We start from the raw sequence: 23,180 nt of genomic DNA, 5'->3' as shown, positions 1-23,180 counted from the left end.
GGTATCAGCCGCGCTCAACCGCCAGCGCCACGCCCTGTCCGCCGCCGATGCACAGCATCGCCAGCCCCTTGTTGACCTCACGGCGCTGCATCTCATACAACAGCGTGACCAAAATACGGCAACCGGAAGCCCCGATCGGATGCCCGAGCGCTATCGCCCCGCCGTTAACATTGACCCTGGCGCTGTCCCACTCCAGTTCGCGGCCGACGGCCAGCGCCTGTGCGGCAAAGGCCTCATTGGCCTCGATCAAATCGACTTCGCTCAGCGACCAACCGGCATTGGCCAGACAGCGACGCGCCGCCGGTACCGGACCAATCCCCATGATCGCCGGATCAACACCCGATGCCGCATAGCCGGCAATGCGCGCCAGCACCGGCAGCTTCAGCTCTGCCGCCTTCGCCGCGCTCATCAACAGCACCGCCGCCGCACCGTCGTTAATTGAGGAAGCGTTACCGGCGGTCACCGTACCGTCTTTGCGGAACGCCGGACGCAGCCGGGCCAGACTTTCCAGCGTGGCGTCGCCGCGGGGTTGCTCGTCACTGGCCACCCGCAGCACTTCCCCTTTGGGTTTGGCGACCTCGACCGGAGTGATTTCCGCCACAAAACGTCCGGCCTGTTGGGCGGCCTGGGTTTTCTGTTGTGAACGCAGCGCAAACTCATCCTGCTCGCTGCGACTGATGGCGTATTTCTCCGCCAGATTTTCGGCGGTGATACCCATGTGATAATCGTTGAAGGCATCCCACAGGCCGTCCTGGATCACGCTGTCAGTCAACTGACCGTGGCCCAGCCGCAGCCCGGCACGCGCGCCGTTCATCAGATACGGCGACTGACTCATGCTTTCCTGCCCCCCGGCGATAATCACCTCGGCGTCACCACAGCGGATCGCCTGCACCGCCAGATGAATCGCTTTCAGACCGGAGCCACAGACTTTGTTGATGGTTAGCGCCGGCACGCTATGGGGCAGCCCGGCGTTCAATGCGGTCTGGCGTGCCGGGTTCTGGCCACAACCGGCCGTCAGCACCTGCCCGAGGATCACCTCATCCACCTGATCCGCTGCAACCCCGCTGCGGGCCAGCAGGGCTTTCACCACCACAGTTCCCAGATCCACCGCCGACAATGAGGCCAACACGCCCTGAAAACTGCCAATCGGCGTGCGAGTCGCCGCTACAATCACTACCTGTTGCATGGTTTTCTCCCTGGATAACATCATCAGAAGCGCATCTCCGGCACCTGAGTCGGCACTATCAGCCGACCAGCGGTTTTGGCGACAATCTCCTCCACGCTGACGCCGGGCGCACGTTCGCGCAGCACAAAGGCACCGTTTTCAATTTCCAGATAGGCCAGGTCGGTCAGAACCTTGCGAATGCAACCGGCACCGGTCAACGGCAACGTGCAGCGCGGTAACAGCTTGGACTCGCCACTCTTTGACGCGTGGGTCATCACCACAATGATGTTCTCCGCACCGGCCACCAGGTCCATCGCGCCGCCCATGCCCTTCACCAACTTGCCGGGGATCATCCACGAGGCGATGTTGCCTTCAACGTCCACTTCAAAAGCGCCCAATACGGTGAGATCGACATGGCCGCCACGGATCATGGCGAACGACTGTGCCGAGTCGAAAATCGAGGCGCCGATACGGGCGGTGACCGTCTGCTTACCGGCGTTGATCATGTCGGCATCCAGCTCAGCCTCGGTCGGGAAGCCGCCCATTCCCAGCAGGCCGTTTTCGGATTGCAGCATCACGTCCATGCCCGGCGGCACATAGTTGGCCACCAGCGTCGGAATGCCGATCCCCAGATTGACGTAGTCGCCGTCACGCAGTTCTTGTGCCACGCGCTGCGCCATTTGTTCACGGGTAAGCATGGGGTTCTCCTCAGGTACGCAGAGTGCGCTGTTCAATGCGCTTTTCGAAACTGCCCTGGATCAGGCGGTCAACGTAGATGCCGGGGGTGTGGATCGCGGCCGGATCCAGCTCGCCCGGCGCGACGATCTCTTCCACCTCCACTACGGTGATTCGCCCGGCGGTGGCCATCAGCGGGTTAAAGTTCTGTGCGGTGTGGCGATAGATGACATTGCCGAAGTGATCGGCCTTCCAGCCCTTGATGATGGCGAAGTCACCGGTGATCGCCTGCTCCATGATGTAAGGGCGGCCGTTGAACTCGCGTACCTCCTTGCCTTCGGCCACCGGGGTGCCGTAGCCAGTAGCGGTGAAGAACGCCGGGATACCGGCGCCCCCGGCGCGGATTTTTTCTGCCAGAGAACCCTGCGGCGTCAGTTCCACTTCCAGTTCACCGCTGATCGCCTGCTGCTCGAACAGCGCGTTCTCACCAACGTAGGAGGCCACCACCTTGCGGATCTGCCGGTTTTCCAGCAGCAGGCCGAGGCCAAAGCCGTCGACGCCGCAGTTGTTTGATACCACCGTCAGGCCGGTTACTCCCAAGCGACGGATCTCATTAATCAGGTTTTCCGGGATGCCGCACAGGCCGAAACCGCCCGCCAACACCGTCATATTGTCCGTCAGGCCTGCCAGCGCTTCCTGGTAGCTTGCGACGCGTTTATCGAGCCCTGCCATTGGCTGCCTCTGAGTATTCTGTGGCCGTGGGCGGCATGCCCCTGCCTGTGCAAAGGCATCATCAGGTCACAAAAATGATTTGTTAATTTTGTTTTTGTGCCCCATTGATTTAAAATTTTTATTAATAAATTGTTAATTACTGTTTTCAAAAGAGTTAAATAATTCAAAAATGAAAATGAGCATCAAACAGTTACGCGCGTTTTTAGCGGTAGCTCACACTCTTAACTTCGCCCAGGCGAGCGAACGGCTGAATATTTCGCAGCCGGCGCTGAGTCTCGCCATTCGCGGACTGGAAGAGGTGCTGGGGGGGCAGTTGCTGCTGCGTACCACCCGGCGTGTGGCGCTGACGCCGGAAGGGGAAAGCTTCTTCCCGATGGCGCGCCAACTGTTGGCGGACTGGGACAATGCGGAAGAGGCGATGCGTCAGCGCTTTACCCTGCAACTGGGCAAAGTGGCGATCGCTGCCATGCCTTCGTTCGCTGCCAACCCGCTGCCGCCGATCCTGAAAGTGTTTCGCGATCACTACGCCGGGATCAATGTGGCGGTGCACGACGTGATTAACGAGCAGGTGTTCGAGATGATCCGCGAAGGCCGGGTGGAAATGGGCATTGCCTTCGAGCCGGAGCCCAGCGATACCCTGCACTTCACCCCGTTGTGCAACGATCGCTTTGTCGCGGTGGTGCCAAAGCATTCACCGCTGGCGAGCCGGGCGCAGGTGAGCTGGAAAGAGTTGCTGACGCTGGACTTTATTACCCTGCAGCGCCCTTCTGCAGTGCGTCTGTTGCTGGAACAAACGCTGGCGAAAAGCGGCAGAACGCTGGAGGTGGCGTTTGAAAGCCACCAGTTGGTGACGGTCGGCCGCATGGTGGCTAACGGACTGGGCGCCAGCGCGGTACCGGCGCTGTGTGAACAACAGATGGGCGAGTTAGGAGCAACCTGCGTGCCGTTATTCGGCCCGGTGATTGAACGCCGCGTCGGACTGATCCGCCTCGCCCAGCACCGTCTGTCTTCGGCGGCCCAGGCGCTGGCCGGGGTAATTGAACGGGAAATGGCGATGAGTGGAGTTTAATATAGAGTAATTATTTATCCTTATTAAAATTCGATAAATATAAAAGGATTGTAAAATGCAAGAAAAAAACAGCTCAGATATCATGCATAAAATCAAAAGATATATGATACATATCAAACGCTTCCGTGAGTCTCTAAATATAGAAGGGGTGTGGATTTTTTTAGCCACTTTAGGATGTTGGAGCGTCACCAATAAATATATCCAACTATATGCGATGTTAACCACCGTATTCATCTTCTCATATCGATTGAAGTCAAAAGTTAAAGACATGCGGCCTTTTTCTAAAATAGAAAATGATATAACTGAAATGATAAACACATCATCTAATGAAGGAGAATTAAAATCACAACAACTATAAGCTCTTGATATTACTAAAAATTTAGAATGTCATTTAAAAATGCAATAAAAACATCACCTATCTTTATAATTTGCTATATATTTTTTGGGGTGAGCCTTTTACATTTCATGGAGGTATTTTAACTCTATTTACAGCGCCAGCCGCGCTGCGAAATTTATGAAAACCGGCGGTTGGGTTGGCATCGGCCTCAGTGGGTTGAATACCACCAATGACGTTTATAACGCCTGTACCAGCGGCAGGGAGCAGGAATGCACCAAAATCGCGGTTAAGGGGTACAGTAATTTTGCTGCGAGTACCGCTGCCGGAATTTGGGGGGGTAATGTAGGTGCAGGCCTTGCTATTACAGCTTGTTCAATTGTTCTTGGTGCCGCAACAGCAGGAGCTGGTGTGATCGTTTGTGGTGTTGCGGGAGCAGCTATCGGAGGTGCGGCAGGCTCCACTCTAGGCAGCATGGGTTCCGATTATTTGACAACCCTGGTGGTAGGTGAATGATGAAAATTATCGTCATACTGTGTTTGTTGCTGCTGGCTTTAGGAGCCCTCATTCAGTATCTCTGCTATCACCGTCATAAAAAAGAATTTGACGTTTTTTATCAAGACTATGTAACCAAGGGATACTTTATCCCTCCCTATGTTGCCTTCGCAGATAGCCTTGGCATGCTCGGTACCTCCCTGAAAGCTCAGTGGTTTCTCTGGATCCTGAAGAATAAAAAATAAAGATAAGAGATCAGGTTTGGCTTGATGCAAAAACTTACGCTTTCGTGCAAAAGACGACGTCCCCGGCGTTACAAAAATGGTTGGCGTTAGACTTTATATTTTTGCTTGTGGAAGCTTTTATTATCGTCGTTGGTTGTATTTTTATTTTTCTCATTAAGAACCGTATTTAACAATGATATTCAACCACCATCGCCCAGTCAGCCCCTGCGAACTGGGCTGGCAACCGCTATCGAACGGGCAATGGCCGCCAGCCAATCCTCCACACTGTGATTTTCACCCCAGCCTGCATTGAAATAACTCCCATTCTCAATAAATAATGATTACTATTCTCAAGAACAGGATCCGGTGCGCCACGACGCGACCGGCAGGACTTTACCCTTAATTCAATGTTGAGCTTTCTTGACCTCAGGGCAACGGCTCTGCGGCGACAGGCTTTTTAACTCCATGGAGAGGTTATGAACTCTGCAACAACTCGCAACCGCCGTTTCGGCACGCGCACCGCTTTCCCACTGTTACTGCTCACTTCAATGCTGTTTTCTGCCCCGCTGCTGGCCCAGGGCGAGCCAGAACTGCTGCGTAAACCGATCGCGAAAGGCGCTTATGAGATGGTCTACAGCCAGGGCGAGAACGCGCTGTATCTGGCCACTTCGCAAAGCCGCAAGCTGGATAAAGGTGGCGTAGTCTATCGTTTGGATCCACAGACGCTGGATATCACCCAGATCATTCACAACGACATCAAACCCTTCGGCGCAGCCATTAACAGCAAAACCGACACGCTGTTCTTCGGCAACACCACCAGTAACTCGGTGACCGCCATCGATGGCAAAACCGGTGAGGTGAAAGGTCGCCTGGTGCTGGACGCGCGCAAGCGTTCCGAGACGGTAAAACCCCTGGCTCCGCGTGAGCTGGTCGCCGATGCCACCACCGATACCCTGTATATCACCGGGCTGGGTGAATCCAGCGTGGTTTGGGTGGTCGACGGCAAGGATCTGACCCTGCGCACCACCATCACCGAGACCGGCAAATACGGCACCGGCCTGGCACTGGACGCCGCTGCCGGCCGTCTGTATGTAACCAACGCCGATGGCGAACTGGTGACTATCGACACCAAAACCAACAAGGTCGTCAGCCGCAAGAAGCTCGATGAGTCCAAAGAGCACTTCTTCCTGAACATCAGCCTGGATCCGGCCACTCACCGCGCCTTTATCACCGACTCCAAGCAGGCGCAGGTGTTGGTTGTCGATACCCGCGACGGCAAAATTCTGAGCAAGATCGACGTGCCGGAATCGCTGGCGGTGTTGTTCAACCCGGCGCGCAATGAAGTCTACGTGACCCATCGCCAGGCGGGTGAAGTGAGCGTGATTGACGCCAAGAGCTACAAGCTGCTGCAAACCATCAAGACACCGACTCACCCGAACAGCCTGGCGCTGTCACCGGATGGCCAGACGCTGTACGTCAGCGTCAAACAGGCTTCCAGCCGTGAGAAAGAAGCCACGGCGCCGGATGACGTGATCCGTATCGCTTTGAAATAACACCGACAGGGGGGCGCTATAGCGCCCCTTTTATCAATTCAAACCTTAAACCCGACGTGCTTGCCGTCCGGCAATTCGATATCCAACCGCAGTGTCCCACCCATGGCTTCGACATAACGCTTTAATGTCGAAATTTTTAGCTCATTCCCACGCTGCTCGATCGCCGCAACGGAGGGCTGGGAAATACCGAGACTATTCGCCAGCGCCTGCTGAGAGATATTTAGGGCTTCGCGCAACTCGTACAAACGGGTTTCCAACAGCATCTCCTCTGCCATTTCCTCGATCCGCTGCCTGCTCTCAGGAGTACGTGAAGCCAACATTTCTTTTAAAGTACCCATTGGTTACTCCTCAAAATTGAACATCAAATGCTGGGTAAATTGCGCATCTGCAATAGGTAGCATGACTTTATAAAACCGCTTCTCGTTACCTGTCTTATCGCCAGCACACAGAACGATTGCCTGACGTTTCGGATCAAATGCAAAAAAAGCACGAATTGGCCGCCCCTTATGCTGAATTCGCAACTCTTTCATATTTGGGTGTTGTGATCCCCTCAATGAGTCTACAAACGGCCTTGACAGGTTGGGGCCTGTTCGCCCAAGCATTACCATTGCAGCAAGCACCTTCTCTTGAGTAGGTTCATCTTGCGATGCAAACCATCGATCAAACTCTTCCGTAGTTATTACAGTCCACATGGCATTCCCTTTTTATAGACTACAATCTATGACAAAGATATAGACCACAATCTATAAACACAACGCCATTGTTGAAAATTTAGCCATTAATAGTCCGTTGACTACACCTGCCCCACCAGCCCGTCGGCATCCTGGATCACCGCTTTTTTGGTCGCACGCTGGTAAAGGCACAGCTCTTTGCCCGGTTTGTTGTGCATAAACGCCTGCGGGTAACGGCCGCTAATCAGCAGCGCCGAGTAACCGACGTCGTCGCCATAATGAATAATGCTTCCGGCGGCTTTTGCACCTTTCAGTCCGCTGGCTTTCAGACAGGCCGCTTGCAGCGCTTTATCGCCACTGGCCCAGGCAGCCTCCGACGACGCCGCGACGTTGAACGCCGTGATGGCGGCGATAAATACGATTAAAGATCTGATCATCAATTTCTCTCCTGAATAACCCAATGATTCGCAGTATATGCGGCTGTTTATTATTCAGCCATCGGACGACGACGCATTATTTACAGTTTTTTTATTCCGGGCGGAAATAAAGTTACGGCGTTTTTACAGACAGTTTTTAGGGCCACGGATAACATCATTACATCGCCAATATGGCCTCACGAGACGGATGTTTCATGTATTCTAATATTATTGGCTTCAACCCAATGCTGGCGGATATTACCGCCGCGCAGCCACGTCCCTTTGGCAAGGAAGTTGAACAGTATTTACAGCGTTATCCGGATACCGAACACGTCGATATTTATCTCAACGATTTAAACGGTCAATTCCGTGGCAAACGGCTGTCGGTCGCCGAACTGTTCACGCTGGATAAGGGCTGCTATTTCCCGCTGTCGATCTACGCCATGGATCTCGCAGGCCAGGTCATTGAAGAAAGCGGGCTGGGCCAGCAGGCCGGGGAGCCGGACAGGTTGTGCCTGCCGGTACCGGGCACATTGCGCCCCTGCGCCCGTGACCCACAGCACCACGCTCAGTTGCTGCTGACGATGAAAAATGCCGAAGGTGAGGCTTGCGAACTGGAACCGCGCGTGGTGCTGCAACAGATTCTCAAACGCCTGCAGGCCAAAGGTTACTACCCGGTGATCGCGGCAGAACTGGAGTTTTATCTGCATGATCCGCAGCAACAGCCCGCCGTTGCCGGCCAGTGCCCGACGCAAAGTTTTTCTGTCGATGCCCCGGAACGCCACCACGCCCTGCTCAACGACATCGAGCATCAGGCCAGACTGCAGGCGCTGCCGCTCACCGGCGTGGTGGCCGAAGCGGCCTCCGGTCAGTACGAGCTGAACCTGCACCACAGTGCCCGGGTGCTGGAAGCCTGCGACCAGGTGCTGGCCCTGAAACGGCTAACGCGCCAGATAGCGGAGAAACACCACCAGCACGCCTGCTTTATGGCCAAACCCTGCGCGCAATCCGCCGGCAGCGGTTTGCACTTTCATATCAGCCTGCAGGATGAACAGGGCAACAACCTGCTGACCGGCGCTCCGGGCGAACTAAGCGACAACATGCAACAGGCGATGGCCGGAATGCTGGCATTGATGCCGGCCTCGATGGCCATCCTGGCACCGAACGTCAACGCCTTCCGCCGTTTTCGCCCAGGCATGCATGTGCCACTGCGTGCCTCCTGGGGGCACAACAACCGCACCGTCGCGCTACGCCTGCCCTGTGCCGACAGCGCCAACCAACGTATTGAATACCGGCTGGCCGGGGCCGACGCCAATCCTTATTTGGCGGTGGCGATAATACTCGGCGGTCTATTGCACGGGCTGGAACAGCCCCTGCCGTTGCCCCCGAGCACCAACGGCTATGAAAACGACAGCGCCGCACCACTGCCACTCAACCAGCGGGAGGCACTTACGCTGTTTCGCCGCTGTCAGCCGCTGCGCGAGCTGCTTGGCCCGGCATTTTGCACCCTGTGGTACACCTGCAAAACCGCCGAACTGCGCCGCTTTGAAGGGCAGGTCACCGCCGCGGAAGTCAGTTGGATGCTTTAACCCGCCGGGTTCTGCATTCATGGGGCGAATATATTCGCCCCATAATTGAACAAGGAACAAAACATGTCTCGTTTGGTTTTGATCTCGAATAAACAGTGTGACAGCAAAGACCTGGCCTGCGCCACGCAGGCGCTATCCTCCGTTGACGCCAGTGATGATGAGCAAGGCCTGTGGCTGGGCTGGAACGGCGACGTGCAGAACTTTGGCGCCGCGCCGCTGCGCCCGGTCAGCTATCAGCTCCGCAGCGGCTATCAGCAAGTGACCTTTCCGCTGTCGACCGAAGAGTTTCACTTTCACTATCAGGGTTACTATCACGATGGCCTGTGGCCGGTGTTCCATAACCACCCGGAGAAGGCGCATTTCACGCCCGAGAACTACCGCGCTTACCGCCAGCTCAACCAGCACTTCGCCGATATCGCCTGCGAGTATGTGTGCCCGAACGACATCATCTGCATTGATGATTATCAGCTGCTGCCCTGCGGCCAGGCGCTGAAGGAACAGGGGCTGTTGAACCCCTGCGCGTTTTTCTTCCATTTGCCGTTCCCGTCGGCGGCGCTGCTCAGGCAGATCCCCGAGCACCAGGGGTTAATCGAGTCGCTATTTTTTTATGATCTGATCGGCTTTCAGTCGCTGGACGATCGCAACAACTTCCTCAATTATCTGGCCAATGAATACCCGGTGGAAATACTGCCCGACGATCGGCTGCAGGTTAACGGCCATATCTTTGCCACCGGCATCTTCCCGGCCGGGATCAACGCCCGCAACATCTACTGACCCACCGCCCGGTTGGCGTTGCCGCACAGCGCCCAACCGCTCACCCCGGGATTTTGACCGCTTAGCTCCCCTATAGCACCGCTGACTGAAATTCAGATGTCTTCCCCTGCCCCGACCCGCAATGATGAGCTGTTCCTATACCTATACCCGACCGTTATCCGCACCCGGGCCGCGCGCCTAAACATCTTATAAGCGGATTAACTCACTCATTTTGCAGATTTGAACTAAGGACACCTCAATGAACCGAGAGGGGATTTTAAAACACATACCCTGGATGCTGCTGGGGATACTCGGCGCTTCCTGCCTGGGTGTGGTGGCGCTGCGTCGCGGCGAACACATCAGCGCACTGTGGATCATCGTCGCCTCGGTGGCGGTGTATCTGGTGGCGTACCGTTATTACAGCCTGTACATCGCCACCAAGGTGATGAAGCTGGACGCCTTCCGCGCCACCCCGGCGGTGGTCAACAACGACGGCCTGAACTATGTGCCGACCAACAAGTACGTGCTGTTCGGCCACCACTTCGCCGCCATTGCCGGCGCAGGCCCGCTGGTCGGCCCGGTGCTGGCAGCACAGGTCGGCTATTTGCCCGGCACGCTGTGGCTGTTGGGCGGCGTGGTGCTGGCGGGGGCGGTGCAGGACTTTTTAGTGCTGTTCATCTCCTCACGCCGCAACGGCGCTTCGCTCGGTGAGATCATCAAAAAGGAAATGGGGCCGATACCGGGCACCATCGCGCTGTTTGGCTGCTTCCTGATTATGATCATTATTCTGGCGGTGCTGGCTCTGATCGTGGTGAAAGCGCTGGCGGAAAGCCCATGGGGCGTATTCACCGTTTGCTCCACCGTGCCGATTGCCCTGTTTATGGGCATCTACATGCGCTTCCTGCGCCCCGGCCGGGTCGGTGAGATCTCGCTGATTGGCATCGTGCTGTTGGTGCTCTCGATCTGGTTCGGCGGCGTGATTGCCCACGACCCGTTCTGGGGCCCGGCGTTGACCTTTAAAGACACCACCATCACCTATACGCTGATTGGCTATGCGTTTATCTCCGCGCTGCTGCCGGTGTGGCTGATCCTGGCGCCGCGCGACTATCTGGCGACCTTCCTGAAAATCGGCGTGATCGTCGGGCTGGCGATTGGCATCGTAATCCTCAACCCTGAGCTGAAAATGCCGGCGATGACCCAGTTTATCGACGGTACCGGCCCGGTGTGGAAAGGCTCGGTGTTCCCGTTCCTGTTCATTACCATCGCCTGTGGAGCGGTCTCCGGCTTCCATGCGCTGATCGCATCTGGCACCACGCCGAAGCTGTTGGCCAATGAAAAAGACGCGCGCTTTATCGGTTACGGTGCGATGCTGATGGAGTCCTTCGTCGCCATCATGGCGCTGGTCGCGGCTTCCATCATCGAACCGGGCCTGTACTTCGCCATGAACACCCCACCGGCGGCCCTGGGCATCACCATGCCGGACCTGCACCGTTTGGGCACCGAAGACGCCCCGATGATCATGGCCTCTCTGCGTGATGTTACGGCCCATGCGGCGGCGACCGTCAGTTCCTGGGGCTTTGTCATCAGCCCGGAACAGATCCTGCAGACCGCCAAAGACATCGGTGAACCTTCAGTGCTGAACCGCGCCGGTGGCGCACCAACCCTGGCGGTGGGTATCGCCCACGTATTCCACCAGATCATTCCTGGCGCCAATATGGGCTTCTGGTACCACTTCGGCATTCTGTTTGAAGCGATGTTCATCCTGACCGCACTGGACGCCGGCACCCGTTCCGGCCGCTTTATGCTGCAGGACCTGTTGGGCAACTTTGTGCCGTTCCTGAAAAAAACCGACTCGCTGGTGGCCGGTATTGTCGGCACCGCCGGTTGTGTGGGGCTGTGGGGCTACCTGCTGTATCAGGGGGTGGTCGATCCGCTCGGCGGCGTGAAGAGCCTGTGGCCGCTGTTCGGCATCTCCAACCAGATGCTGGCCGCCGTGGCGTTGGTGCTGGGGACCGTGGTGCTGATTAAGATGAAGCGCACCAAATACATTTGGGTCACCGTGGTACCGGCCGTCTGGCTGCTGATTTGTACCACCTACGCCCTGGGCCTGAAGCTGTTTAGCAACAACCCGCAACTGGAAGGTTTCTTCTTCCAGGCCGGCGAGTACAAACGCAAAATCGCCGAAGGCGGCGCTGAGCTGAGCACCCAGCAGGTCGCCAACATGAACCATATCGTGGTGAACAACTACACCAACGCCGGGCTGAGTATTCTGTTCCTGCTGGTGGTGTACAGCATCATCTTCTATGGGGTAAAAACCGCCATGGCGGCGCACAAAAACCCGAACCGCAGCGATCAGGAAACGCCTTACGTGCCGGTGCCTGAAGAAGCGCCATCCAATGGCGTAACTGAGGGGGACGTCAAAGTTTCACCGCAGCACTGATGGTGATTTAACGGATACCCTGCATAATGAAATCTATTATGCAGGGTCATTTTTTGGGAGAAGGCTATGTTCGGTAATCTCGGCCAGGCGGGTAAATATCTCGGGCAGGCGGCGCGCATGTTGGTCGGCGTGCCTGACTACGATACCTACGTCCAGCATATGAAAGACAACCACCCGGACAAGCCGGTGATGACCTATAAAGAGTTTTTCCGCGAACGCCAGCAGGCCCGCTACGGTGGGGACGGCAAAGGCGGCATGCGCTGTTGTTAACAAGGACCTGTAATGAAACCCATCGCAGTCACCATTCTGACCGGCTTTTTGGGCGCCGGTAAAACCACCCTGCTCCGCCATATTCTCAACGCCGAACACGGCTACAAGATTGCCGTGATTGAAAACGAATTCGGCGAAGTGCCGATCGACAACGCGCTGATTGGCGATCGCGCCAGCCGCATCACCACCCTGAGCAACGGCTGTATCTGCTGCAGCAAATCCAACGAGCTGGCTGACGCGCTGCTGGACTTGCTGGACGGTGTCGATCAGGGCCAACTGGAGTTCGACCGGCTGATCATCGAATGCACCGGCATGGCCGATCCCGGCCCGATCACCCAGACCTTTTTCTCGCACGAGATCCTCTGCGAACGCTTCCTGCTGGACGGCATCATTACCCTGGTGGACGCCGCACATGCCGATCAACAACTCAACCAGTTCAGCATCGCGCAGGCGCAGGTGGGCTACGCCGACCGTATTCTGCTGACCAAAACCGACGTGGCGCCGGACTGTGAAGCGCTGACCCAACAGCTGCAACAGATGAACGCCCGCGCCCCGGTTTATAAAGTGACGCACGGCGATATCGATCTGGGCGTGCTGTTCGACATCGAAGGCTTTGTGCTGAACGACAAGCTGAACCTGACGCCGCCCGCCCCGCTGTTCCGCCGCATTCCACAGGCGCAAAACAACATTCAATCGATTGTGGTGTACCACGACCAACCGCTGGAGCTGATGCAGGTTTCCGAAGTGATGGAAGGCCTGCTGCTGGAATACGCCGACAGCCTGCTGCGTTATAAGGGGATTTTGTCGATCAAAGACGAGCCGCGCCGCCTGCTGTTCCAGGGCGTGCAACGGCTGTATAACGCCGACTGGGATCGCGAGTGGCTACCAGAAGAAGAGCGCCGCAGCACGCTGGTGTTTATTGGCGTGGACTTACCGGAGGAGACGATCCGGGAGCGGTTTGCCGGGTTGGGTTGAGATAGCGATATTGCGCATTGCACCAGCCAAAGGGTAAGTGAAAGCTTGCCCTTTTTCGTTAACGGGACCAGATCCCAACGTTGGCCTCCAATGGAGATGAATATTCAACGCTCCTGGTGGTGGTCTCTTACAAATAAAATACTTTTAAAAAAAATTATTACAAAAGGTACATCTTGCAATATGAACATCTGCACCTGTAAAAATAAATAATTAACAAATTAACTATTAAAAAATAAAAAGGAAAATCAGACATTAATTAAATGTTAAGATTATTAACCATTCATGTTGACAACAAACAACACAGCAGCTAGTGTTATTCCGCCATTGAGGAGCATAATAAAAATCTCATTCAACCAGGGAAGAATAATGGACACCAAACCATTTAATTAATAGCTAAGGAAATTCCCACCATGATTTCACAATCACAAATCACCCGCTATCAGGTTATTCTTGATGGTGAGGACATGGGTAGCTTTTGCTCAGAGAAGTCACTATTAGATAACTTTGAAAGTAAAGGTATCGATATTCCACATTTATGTCGCGCGGGAAAATGCGGCTGTTGCAAAATGTTGTTAGTCAAAGGTGAAGTGCGTCATGGAAAACAAAGCGCCTTGGCCGAAGATGAGCTTGAGGAAAATATTATATTAGCTTGCTGTACCTATCCGCTGTCGGATATTGAAGTCGAACTCTACTAAAAAAAGGATTCTTTCCGTGAGTATAATTGAAACAACCCTGAAAAAATGGGATCGTGCTGCTATTGTCCGTTCCCGTCCGCGTCGCATACTTAATGAGCAAGATTACCAATCCAGGCAATACTTCCCTACAGAACGCCTACCGCTTTGCATGCACCCGCGCGTGACTGCGTTGGGTGACGAAGCGCTGCGCTATATTCAGGTCCAAACGCTTTATCACTATCTGAATGGTATTGCCAACATTGAGCTGGATATTATTAATGACTCAACCTACAAGCTGTACAAAAATACCGCCGGTGTCGATTTCCCCGCGGATATGCGCCTGGATGCATTAACCGTCGTTGTAGATGAGTCCTATCATGCTCTGGTCGCACTAGACCTTATCAATCAGGTCGAACATATGACGGGCATAACGCCGCTGAGCATGCCGAAAGACACCGAAGCGTCCTTCGCGCTCGCGCTCGCGCTCGGTCAGACCCTGGACGAACACCGAGAATTACTCCGGCTTGTGTGCGTTTCCCTGTCAGAACAGGCGTTAACTACCGATCTCATCGATGTCATCGACAATGAAGATATTTTCCCCTCCTTCTATCTGATCATGAAAGACCATGTCGCGGACGAAGGCCGACACGCCCGCTTTTCTCAACAGATACTTGGGCATATATGGCGCCACAGCGATACGCATGTAAAAGAGGCCATGAAACGCCCCATCCTGACCTTTATTGAACACTATACGACAGATGCCATCGCTAAAGAATTTAGCGCCCGGATGTTAGGTCATTTGAATATGGATACAGAAGCCATCGTTGCCGTCATCCACGACACTTACCCACCTACCGACGCCAAACCATGGGAAACCAATAATATTGTTACGCAGCAGATGCTGCTGGCGCTGGATAAAGCGGGCATACTCGAAGACCTGCCTATTTCACAAATAACTCAGGCATAGAACCGAAAAACAGAATAAAAACTGGGTATCAGCACCGGATGCTCACGTTACACGATTACTAGGAAGCCAATGTGGAACTACTAAACATAGTATTCTCAGGTGATATCCATTGCGGGGAAACGCTCACCTCAGAAATAAAAGAATATGGTCATCATATTTACCCGTTATCCTCATCCCCTCTGCCGGCCGGAAAAATCGACCTGATAATAACAACAGAAAATCATCAGGATAAATTACAACGACTACAAAAATTATCTGAAAACGTTCTGGTGATATCGTCCAACAAAGAAATAATCACCGATATTGATAGTTTACAAAAACAAGAATACTTATCTCTGTACTTTGTTCAAAAAGAAAAAATCGGCTACCTGTGCGGCAGCCTGGCACCCGATGCCAAACATAACCAACGGAATAACGCGACACAGCTGAAAGACTTAATCTGCGACATAGTGGTCTCTCTGTCGCGTGGCATACCGCCTGACAATATCAGTTTGCCTCCTTGCATTGGCCAAAAATATTATTCCGCGTCGCCAGAACGCCTGCGCGCTTTGATCGTCACGCTTTTACAACGGCTGGGTGACCAAACCCAAGGGCGTTGCGCGACCGATATCTGTTTCATCACCTGGCGGAAAGAGGCTGACTTCTATACTCTTGCCGAAGACCAGGTCAGGCCGGAGAATCAAAACCTGCGGCATTTCCTCTTCAATGAAACCGGCATTCTCAAACAAAACCGATACGCGCAAACCAATGCGATAATCTCCCTGGCCCCCGCCGGTGATGGCGTGTTGGTCACGGTGACCGGGGACGATTCGCGTTTCCAACGCTTCACCGACTATCTGGACGCGCTGCTCAGCTCTCAGAACGATCCCGCTACCGCGTCGCTGGTCGTTTCTCCCGATGAAATACGCCAGTTGACGTCCTTCAATAATACTGCGGATGTGACTCTGCTTTCCCAGGATATTGTCACCCTGTTTCGTCGTACGGCGGCGGCAAATTCGGCGCTTATCGCCTTGCATACCGACGAGAGAGAATACAGCTACGGTGAGCTGGATGACGCCTCTGACAGAATGGCTTGCTGGCTGCTCGAACACCGCTGCGACGTAGACGGCCACGACGTTATCGCCGTATCCATGCAGAAATCCGCCCTGCTGCCGATCGTGATGCTGGGTATCCTGAAAAGTAATAAGACCTATGTTCTGCTCGACCCACAGGCCCCGTCAACCCGCAATCAGAATATCCTTGATGACGTGCAACCCACGCTGATCCTGGCCGATACCACTCTGCAGGCAGGGGACGCGCCGTGCATTGATCCGGCAACCATTAACTACCAGGAAATGACCCTGCCGGCGTTACATCTCCCCCAGCAATCAGATAGCCTGGCTTACCTCTGTTACACTTCGGGCACCACAGGCAAAGCCAAGGGCGTCATGATCACCCGCGAGGGGCTTGCCAATGTCGCGCAAAACCATCGCGACTTCATGCGGTTGGAAACCGGCAGTAAAGTCCTGTCGATTGCCTCTCTGGGCTTTGACGCTTTTGGCTGGGATGTTTATGGCGCCTTGATCAGCGGATCAACGCTCTACCTCGCCCCTACGGCACTGCATACCGAAACCGATGCCTTATTCCGTTACCTCGCTCGGCACAAGGTGAACCATATCACCATTACCCCGGCCATCCTTGAGTTGCTGCCGCGTGAAGCCTGGTGCGGATTAAAATCGATGATTGTAATGGGCGATGCGCCGCCGGCGGATGTGGTGGCTTGGTGGGCGGCGCAGACTCGCCTGTGCAACGGCTATGGCCCGACAGAAGCCACCATCGCTACCTCTCTGTGCGAATATCAGCCCGGCGTTGCCTGGAACTGCATTGGCAAACCGCTAAAGAATTACCGCTGCCATATCCTGGATACGCACAATAATCTGCAACCCCTCGGCTTTGAGGGTGAATTGTGCATCGCCGGCCACGGCCTTGCCCGTGGTTATTTGAATCAGCCCGAATTGACCGGCGAAAAATTCATCACATTGGACCTACCCACCAGTCAGGGTAAAGAACGCATTTACAAAACGGGCGATATCGCCAAATGGGATAAACAGGGCAATATTATTTTTGTTGGCCGCAAAGACCATCAGGTCAAGATCCGCGGCGTGCGGATCGAAATTGGCGAAGTGGAAACGGCCATTCGCACCCATCCGCAGGTAGAAAGCGTGTGCGTGGTAGCCAAACCGCAAACCGCCGGCAAAGCACTGGTGGCGTTTGTGCAAGCGTCGTCGCCGACCCTGACCGCCGATGCCTTGCGGCATTCGCTGGCCCCCCTGCTGCATGCCGCCGCCATTCCGACCGTTTTCGTTTTCTTGCCTGCATTGCCGTTGACCACCAATGGCAAAGTGGCACGCCAACAGTTGGAAAACTGGGTTATAGAAGACAATGACAACGATATGGCGCTGCCGGAAACCGAAACGGAAGTGATCCTGGAACGCATTGTGACCGAAGCCATCGGCTGTGCCCGCGCCGACGTCACGCAAGACTTTATCTGCCAGGGCGCACACTCGCTTACCATGAGTAAAATCGTTTCGCTTGTCGCCCGGGATTTGTGCTGTCGTCTGAATATCGCCGACCTTTTCCAAAACAATACAATACGTAAGCTGGCTGAATATATCGAGAATAAGTCGGTCTCCGCAGACAGAGCCGTCCCCATCGGCGAACAACGCCGTGCGGCGCTCAACCCCCAGCAAAATTTACTATGGTACCTGAGCGCGCTGAATCCTGATGATTGCAGTTATAACCTGCCCATTGCGGTGGAGATCCGCGGGCCGCTAAATCTTTCGCTGTTCGAGCAGGCCATCAATTTCATTTATGAAAAACATGAAAGCCTGCGTACTCAATTCGGCGAAGATCAGGGTATCGCCTATCAGCATGCGCTGCCGCATATTCCCATTAACCTTGCCGGGCATATTCTCACCGGGCAGCATCCACCTCTGGAAGACAGAGTGAAACAGCTTTGCGCCGTCCCCTTCGATATTACCCGCCACCCGCCGGTCACCCTGCGTTTGGTGCAGTACCATGACCAGCACCACGTGTTAGTCTGGGTGAAACATAACATTCTGACCGATGCCTGGAGTGAGGACCTCATCCTCAACGATCTTTGGCGGCAATATAATCACCTGTGCAGCGGGGGCCTCTACGCCCTGCCGGCGCCAGAGGTTCAAACAATTGATATCGTCAATGATGCCGGGGCCCCCCGCCTTGAGAGCGATATCGCCTACTGGCAGCAAAAATTGCACGCGTGCAGAGAGTTGGATTTACCCTTAGACATGCCTCGCCCCCTGGCGCCGACGCATGCCGGCGAACGCATATGCCGTCGGTTAGATCCCGCTATCGCGGGGCTACTGGAACAGCGCGCCAAGGTATTAGGCGCGACCCCCTTCGTTTTACTTACCGCAGCGCTGACCTATCTGCTGAGCAAATACACCAATCAGGACGATATTGTCATTGGCAGCGCCATCGCCGCGCGCGACAATCTTTACCTGGAGCAGGTAAGCGGATTCCACGTCAATACCGTGCCGTTGCGTACGGTGCTGAGCGCGGGCGACACCCTGGCAACCCTGGTCGGTAAAATGACGGAAACCTGCACTGGCGCCTATCGGCACCAACAGCTGTCCTTCGACCGCATTCTCCACCAGCTTGATTATGAGCGCGTATCGAACAAAAATCCGTTGTTCCAAATTATGGCCATTTTGCAAAACGCCGGGGACGTATGCCAGGCGGGCCTCCATGACTGTTCATTGAAAAAACTGTCAGTGTCTTCGGGTTTCTCAATGTTCGACATGACCTGGAATTTCAGCCTGGCCGCAGACGGCATTAACATTGAGCTTGATTACGCCAGCGAGTTGTTCCACGCCGCCAGATTACAGATGATGCTGAACAATTATGAACAGGTGCTGCATCAGCTGCTGACGCAATCCCCCTCAATGGCACTTGCCGCCATTAACCCTCTCAGCGAGGCAGAGCAATCCCGACTTTTACAGCTGGCGAGAAATACGACACAGAGTGCGCGCGGGACGCTGATCGAGCAAATTCATGACCTGGCACACAGGCAGCCGAATTTACCGGCGGTGAGCTGCGAAAAAGAGAGTTACAGCTATGAGCAACTGTGGCACCTCTCAGAGCATATCGCCCATTATCTGAGTGAGCTGGACAGCAACGCGTTTTCTGTCGGCATCATGATGGAAAAGAGCTGTAGGGTGGTGGCGCTGATCCTCGGCGCACTCAAGGCCGGCAAATACTATATTCCCATAGATGTCCATTACCCGGCAGATCGCGTGCGGTACATGATTGACAATGCGCGAACGAGAATCCTGGTCACTGACGAAGCAAACGCCGCGGTGCTGGCGGACTGCCCGCACACGACTTTCGAGTCAATACTTTCTGCCCGCCCCGTCGTTGAGCAAACGAGTTCGAACAGGGAAGAGGATCCGCTGGCTTACATCATGTATACCTCCGGCTCTACCGGCAACCCGAAAGGCGTGATGATTAGCCACAGCAATCTGAACAATTTCACCAATGACTTTGCCGACAGACTGGCCCTGGGGCCTGCTGACAAGATGTTGAGCCTGACGAGCATCAGTTTCGATATTTTCGGCCTGGAGCTGTTTTGCTCTTTGGTCTCGGGCGCCCATGTCGTGCTGTGCCCACGGGAAACCGCAATGGATCCTGTCAGGCTTTATCATTTTATCGAGCAGCAGCAACCCAGCGTCATTCAGGCTACCCCTACCGTCTGGGGTACCATCGTCAGCCATTTACCGGCGGCTGGCAGCCGGAAGTTGACGGTGCTGTGCGGCGGTGAAAAAATGCCCGTCGTGCTGCTTTCACAGCTGCGGCGCATCGCCACTCAGGTGCTGCAGGTCTATGGGCCGACGGAAACCACCATCTGGTCAACCTGCGCCGATCTGACCTTTGAGGGCGACAGTACCTGCATCGGCACACCGATAAACATGACTGAGGCCTTCATCATGGACTCGGCCGGCGACCTGGTGCCCAGCGGCACTTTCGGCGAGCTTTACCTGGGCGGCGCCAGCGTATCTCCGGGCTACTGGAACAACGGTGTACTGAGCGCCCAGGCTTTCGTCAAACGCCAGGTCCTTGACAGCGTCCGTTACCTGTATAAAACCGGCGACATTGCGCGTTTCGACAGCCGCGGGCAATTAGAATATCTGGGCCGTAACGATCACCAGGTAAAAATTCGCGGCCATCGCATTGAGCTCAGCGAGATCGACCTCAATTTATCCTCCATGGATAGCATCGCGCATGCCTTGAGTCTGATCGTCGGAGAAGGGAATAACGCCAGGATTGTCAGTTACCTGCAAATGGTGCCCGGCGCGGAGTTAAACGAGAAATCCGTGCGCGCGGCGTTAAAGGGCAGGCTGCCCAACATCATGATCCCCTCCAGCTTTATGGTACTGTCCGCTTTCCCGCTGACCAACAACAACAAGATCGACGTTCGCAGGCTTCCTGCCCCGACGATAACCTACTCGGCCTCCGAAACGGACTACGTGCCACCGGCCAGCGAGGCGGAACGCGCCATGCAGGAGATCTGGCAGACCGTGTTGCTGCAGGAACACATCAGCGTGACGGACAGTTTTTTCAGTCTGGGCGGCAACTCGCTGCAGATCCCACGGCTATTGCACGCCATTCGCCAGGCGATGCACATTTCTCTCACTATTCGCGAATTCATCCTGCACAGCCAAATTCGCGAGCTGACTGCGCTGATGCTCACCAAAACCAGGGAGGAAGCACATGGAGTGCATTGAGGTGACCTACCGCGGCCAGCGCCACCGGGTGCATCACCATGAGCGGGTCCCGCTGTCCACCATGCTTAAATTCGGCAACAACCCAACCAATATCTACGGCGTGGCGCCGGCGAGCACGGCGCCCTTGCGCTACGGCGATTCGCTGGCCAGCGTAGAGCATGGGGGGACATGCAATGCCTCCCTTATCTCTTTGGTGCCGCATTGTCACGGTACCCACACGGAGTGCGTCGGGCACATCATGCCTGGCGAACATAACGTGGCAGAGTTGGTTTTCGAGCCATTCATTGCCGCCACGCTGATTCGAGTGCCGCTGCGAAGGGCGGGCGAAATGTCGGAAACTTATAATGCGAGCGCCCGGAGAACGGACCTGATCATTACCCGTGCGGCGATCGACGATGCCTTGTCGCAGGTGGCGCCGCATTATCTTCAGGCGTTGGTGATCGCCGCCAAAGCGCCGAGCTGGCGGCTGGCGGATGAAATACCGCCTTATTTCAGCCACCAGGCGATGGCGCGCATCGTTGAGCTTGGCGTTCATCACCTGTTGGTTGATGTGCCTTCGATCGACCGATTGCACGATGGCGGCAGGATGGACAACCACCGCTGCTTTTGGGGAATGGGCCTGCCAGCAACGGAGGCGCGCACAAGATTGCGCTGCTCCGTAACGGAAATGGCGCAGGTCTCGCCGGCAACCCCGGTCGGCAGCTATTTCCTGTCATTGCATTTGCCAGATTGTTCGGGCGACGCCCTCCCCAGCAAGCCCATTTTGTTTCCGTTCTCCCGAGGGAATGACGCAGCATGAATTACTCAAGTTATTTGCAGTTAAATCAGCTACTCGCTTTGCAGCAACCGGCCTCGCCGCCGAGTGAACACCGCAACGAAAACCTCTTTATCATTACGCATCAGACGTACGAACTGTGGTTCAAACAGCTGATCGATGAGCTCCACTGCCTTATCGATCAGATAGAAAACGGCGACATAGCCGCCGCTAACAACGGGCTGATCCGCATCAACGCCATCACGAAAACTGTGGTGAACCAGATTGAGGTGATTTTCACGCTGAAATTCCATGAGTTTCAAAAATTTCGCGGTTACCTCGGTTCCGCCAGCGGATTTCAGTCCTACCAATTTGCGGGCATTGAGGCGCTGTTGGGTAAAGCGAACGGTAAAAAGTTGCAGCAGTACGGTGAAGATCCGGCCATTCAGAAAATGCTTGGAGCGATCATTCGCCCAATTTCGCTCTGGCAAGCGGTTCGACGCCATTTGCTTCTGCTCAACGATCGCCAGGGACAGCAGGCCGAGTCCTTCAAGGCCGTCATAAAAACCGTACTGGAGGAAGCCTCCAGCGAGTCGCTGTTGCTCAATCAGCTGCTGGATCTGGACTCGCTGCTGCAGGAATGGCGCTATCGGCACGTCAAGCTGGTGGAAAGAACCATCGGCCAACGAAAAGGCACCGGCGGATCCGCCGGTTCCGACTACCTGAAATCCACACTGTTTACGCCGATCTTTGACGAACTGTGGGAGGCGATCAACTGATCGCCTTAACCGGAAACCAGGGGATCGCGCGATCCCCTTTCCCTTCATCCTGAACGGCGATTAACCTGCCATGCATACTATACAATCCCGGGGAACTGATCGGTGCCTGAAAGCGCTGACCCCCACACGTCAGGGTAAATTGCGACTGATTTGCTTTCCTCATGCCGGAGGGAGTGCCGGCATCTTCCGTGCCTGGAGCTGCCTGCTGCACCCTGACATCGAACTGTTCGCCATACAATATCCCGGGCGCGAAGACCGGGCGGACGAAGTGCCAGCGTGCCAGCACCGCAGGCTGGTGACCGAACTGCAGCAGGCTCTGGCCCCCCTGCAGGACAAACCCTGCGTCTTTTTCGGCCACAGCCTTGGCGGCAGACTGGCATTGGCGACCGCGCTCTCAGCCAGGTTGTCGCCCATAATGTTGATCGCATCCGCCTGCTCCACGCCCTACGTAGCAAAGCACGGTCATTTGCTGCGCATGACGCGCGACGCGCTGATTGAAACACTTCACGAATCTGGGCAAACAGGTGAAATCACCGACGAAAGCGCCGACCTGCTTGACGCCTATTTGCCGCTTATCCGTGCCGATCTCCTGCTTGCCAGTCAGATTATTTTCCCACGGGAAACTCATTTCCCGATCCCGCTGGCGGTTTTTTATGGCGAGGACGATCTTTGGGTCGACAGGCAGGATCTGGCGGATTGGCGGTTGCTGGCCGGGGGCGAAGTGCATGAACAACGCTTCCCCGGCAGGCACCTCTTTTTGAACGAACAGCGCAATGCGGTGATAGATGCTCTTCATGCCTTGCTGGCGGGCCCGCTGAGCGCCCCGCCAACGCCCTGCTGA

Annotated in this window: 22 protein-coding genes; 16 read left to right on the top strand and 6 right to left on the bottom strand. The window is 55.2% G+C overall.

Annotated features, from left to right (window positions below; translation table 11 throughout):
• Nucleotides 1–4: 4 nt before the first annotated feature.
• Genes ACNT1W_RS04825 through ACNT1W_RS04815 form a run of 3 tightly spaced genes read right to left on the bottom strand, consistent with a single transcriptional unit; the run spans nucleotide 5 to nucleotide 2,572 of the window.
• On the bottom strand, nucleotides 5–1,186 hold the full coding sequence (locus ACNT1W_RS04825) for an acetyl-CoA C-acetyltransferase (protein WP_419246854.1): 1,182 nt from the start codon (nucleotides 1,184–1,186) through the stop codon (nucleotides 5–7).
• 23 nt (nucleotides 1,187–1,209) lie between these two features.
• The gene (locus tag ACNT1W_RS04820; RefSeq protein ID WP_012005046.1) at nucleotides 1,210–1,863 is read right to left on the bottom strand and encodes a CoA transferase subunit B; all 654 of its coding nucleotides are present in this window, start codon (nucleotides 1,861–1,863) and stop codon (nucleotides 1,210–1,212) included.
• 10 nt (nucleotides 1,864–1,873) lie between these two features.
• The gene (locus ACNT1W_RS04815) at nucleotides 1,874–2,572 is read right to left on the bottom strand and encodes a CoA transferase subunit A (protein ID WP_012005045.1); all 699 of its coding nucleotides are present in this window, start codon (nucleotides 2,570–2,572) and stop codon (nucleotides 1,874–1,876) included.
• A gap of 169 nt (nucleotides 2,573–2,741) precedes the next feature.
• Here ACNT1W_RS04815 and ACNT1W_RS04810 point away from each other — a divergent pair, with 169 nt between their 5' ends.
• From ACNT1W_RS04810 to ACNT1W_RS04790, 5 genes are all read left to right on the top strand, one after another.
• Nucleotides 2,742–3,641: a LysR family transcriptional regulator gene (locus tag ACNT1W_RS04810; RefSeq protein WP_041418456.1), complete on the top strand. Its 900-nt coding sequence runs from the start codon at nucleotides 2,742–2,744 to the stop codon at nucleotides 3,639–3,641.
• 55 nt (nucleotides 3,642–3,696) lie between these two features.
• Nucleotides 3,697–3,999: a hypothetical protein gene (locus ACNT1W_RS04805; protein ID WP_419246470.1), complete on the top strand. Its 303-nt coding sequence runs from the start codon at nucleotides 3,697–3,699 to the stop codon at nucleotides 3,997–3,999.
• 156 nt (nucleotides 4,000–4,155) lie between these two features.
• The gene (locus ACNT1W_RS04800; RefSeq protein WP_419246469.1) at nucleotides 4,156–4,491 is read left to right on the top strand and encodes a hypothetical protein; all 336 of its coding nucleotides are present in this window, start codon (nucleotides 4,156–4,158) and stop codon (nucleotides 4,489–4,491) included.
• A complete protein-coding gene (locus ACNT1W_RS04795) occupies nucleotides 4,488–4,715 on the top strand; it encodes a hypothetical protein (protein ID WP_419246468.1) in 228 nt (75 codons plus the stop codon). The genes ACNT1W_RS04800 and ACNT1W_RS04795 overlap by 4 nt, the downstream gene beginning before the upstream one ends.
• 455 nt (nucleotides 4,716–5,170) lie before the next feature.
• Entirely contained in the window at nucleotides 5,171–6,247 is a 1,077-nt protein-coding gene (locus ACNT1W_RS04790; RefSeq protein WP_012005041.1) for a YncE family protein, read from the top strand.
• A 38-nt stretch (nucleotides 6,248–6,285) separates the two neighbouring features.
• On the opposite strand, the gene ACNT1W_RS04785 is transcribed toward ACNT1W_RS04790, so the two are convergent.
• The 3 genes from ACNT1W_RS04785 to ACNT1W_RS04775 form a co-directional block, all read right to left on the bottom strand.
• Nucleotides 6,286–6,585 carry a helix-turn-helix domain-containing protein gene (locus ACNT1W_RS04785; protein WP_085119571.1) on the bottom strand — a complete coding sequence of 100 codons (300 nt, stop codon included), beginning with the start codon at nucleotides 6,583–6,585 and terminating at the stop codon, nucleotides 6,286–6,288.
• Between the two features lie 3 nt (nucleotides 6,586–6,588).
• Nucleotides 6,589–6,939 carry a type II toxin-antitoxin system RelE/ParE family toxin gene (locus tag ACNT1W_RS04780; RefSeq protein ID WP_085119570.1) on the bottom strand — a complete coding sequence of 117 codons (351 nt, stop codon included), beginning with the start codon at nucleotides 6,937–6,939 and terminating at the stop codon, nucleotides 6,589–6,591.
• Between the two features lie 101 nt (nucleotides 6,940–7,040).
• The gene (locus tag ACNT1W_RS04775) at nucleotides 7,041–7,355 is read right to left on the bottom strand and encodes a hypothetical protein (RefSeq protein WP_419246467.1); all 315 of its coding nucleotides are present in this window, start codon (nucleotides 7,353–7,355) and stop codon (nucleotides 7,041–7,043) included.
• A gap of 194 nt (nucleotides 7,356–7,549) precedes the next feature.
• On the opposite strand from ACNT1W_RS04775, the gene ACNT1W_RS04770 reads away from it, so the two are divergent.
• The 11 genes from ACNT1W_RS04770 to ACNT1W_RS04720 all read left to right on the top strand — a co-directional run bounded on the left by ACNT1W_RS04770 (nucleotide 7,550) and on the right by ACNT1W_RS04720 (nucleotide 23,180).
• The gene (locus tag ACNT1W_RS04770; protein WP_419246466.1) at nucleotides 7,550–8,923 is read left to right on the top strand and encodes a glutamine synthetase family protein; all 1,374 of its coding nucleotides are present in this window, start codon (nucleotides 7,550–7,552) and stop codon (nucleotides 8,921–8,923) included.
• 63 nt (nucleotides 8,924–8,986) lie between these two features.
• Nucleotides 8,987–9,697 (top strand): trehalose-6-phosphate synthase, encoded by a 711-nt coding sequence (locus ACNT1W_RS04765; RefSeq protein WP_419246465.1) that lies wholly within the window; start codon nucleotides 8,987–8,989, stop codon nucleotides 9,695–9,697.
• Nucleotides 9,698–9,935: 238 nt separating this feature from the next.
• Nucleotides 9,936–12,116, top strand: a complete 2,181-nt coding sequence (locus ACNT1W_RS04760; RefSeq protein ID WP_026142180.1) for a carbon starvation CstA family protein — start codon at nucleotides 9,936–9,938, stop codon at nucleotides 12,114–12,116.
• A gap of 66 nt (nucleotides 12,117–12,182) precedes the next feature.
• A complete protein-coding gene (locus ACNT1W_RS04755) occupies nucleotides 12,183–12,386 on the top strand; it encodes a YbdD/YjiX family protein (RefSeq protein WP_004953088.1) in 204 nt (67 codons plus the stop codon).
• A gap of 12 nt (nucleotides 12,387–12,398) precedes the next feature.
• Nucleotides 12,399–13,361, top strand: a complete 963-nt coding sequence (gene yjiA, locus ACNT1W_RS04750) for a GTPase (RefSeq protein ID WP_419246464.1) — start codon at nucleotides 12,399–12,401, stop codon at nucleotides 13,359–13,361.
• A gap of 410 nt (nucleotides 13,362–13,771) precedes the next feature.
• Nucleotides 13,772–14,056 (top strand): 2Fe-2S iron-sulfur cluster-binding protein, encoded by a 285-nt coding sequence (locus tag ACNT1W_RS04745; protein ID WP_112363081.1) that lies wholly within the window; start codon nucleotides 13,772–13,774, stop codon nucleotides 14,054–14,056.
• 16 nt (nucleotides 14,057–14,072) lie between these two features.
• Nucleotides 14,073–15,002, top strand: a complete 930-nt coding sequence (locus ACNT1W_RS04740; protein ID WP_071592989.1) for a diiron oxygenase — start codon at nucleotides 14,073–14,075, stop codon at nucleotides 15,000–15,002.
• Nucleotides 15,003–15,271: 269 nt separating this feature from the next.
• Nucleotides 15,272–20,806, top strand: a complete 5,535-nt coding sequence (locus tag ACNT1W_RS04735; RefSeq protein ID WP_419246463.1) for an amino acid adenylation domain-containing protein — start codon at nucleotides 15,272–15,274, stop codon at nucleotides 20,804–20,806.
• The gene (locus ACNT1W_RS04730; protein WP_419246462.1) at nucleotides 20,793–21,605 is read left to right on the top strand and encodes a cyclase family protein; all 813 of its coding nucleotides are present in this window, start codon (nucleotides 20,793–20,795) and stop codon (nucleotides 21,603–21,605) included. Before ACNT1W_RS04735 ends, ACNT1W_RS04730 begins: the two co-directional genes overlap by 14 nt.
• On the top strand, nucleotides 21,602–22,339 hold the full coding sequence (locus ACNT1W_RS04725; RefSeq protein ID WP_044554031.1) for a tryptophan 2,3-dioxygenase family protein: 738 nt from the start codon (nucleotides 21,602–21,604) through the stop codon (nucleotides 22,337–22,339). Before ACNT1W_RS04730 ends, ACNT1W_RS04725 begins: the two co-directional genes overlap by 4 nt.
• Nucleotides 22,340–22,409: 70 nt before the next feature.
• Nucleotides 22,410–23,180: a thioesterase II family protein gene (locus ACNT1W_RS04720; RefSeq protein ID WP_112363077.1), complete on the top strand. Its 771-nt coding sequence runs from the start codon at nucleotides 22,410–22,412 to the stop codon at nucleotides 23,178–23,180.

Origin of the sequence: Serratia sp. NFX21, from assembly GCF_048517035.1 — a bacterium.
GTDB lineage: Bacteria > Pseudomonadota > Gammaproteobacteria > Enterobacterales > Enterobacteriaceae > Serratia > Serratia quinivorans.
The sequence above is the reverse complement of the archived record's forward strand: the minus strand, read 5'-3'. Positions and strand labels throughout refer to the sequence as shown.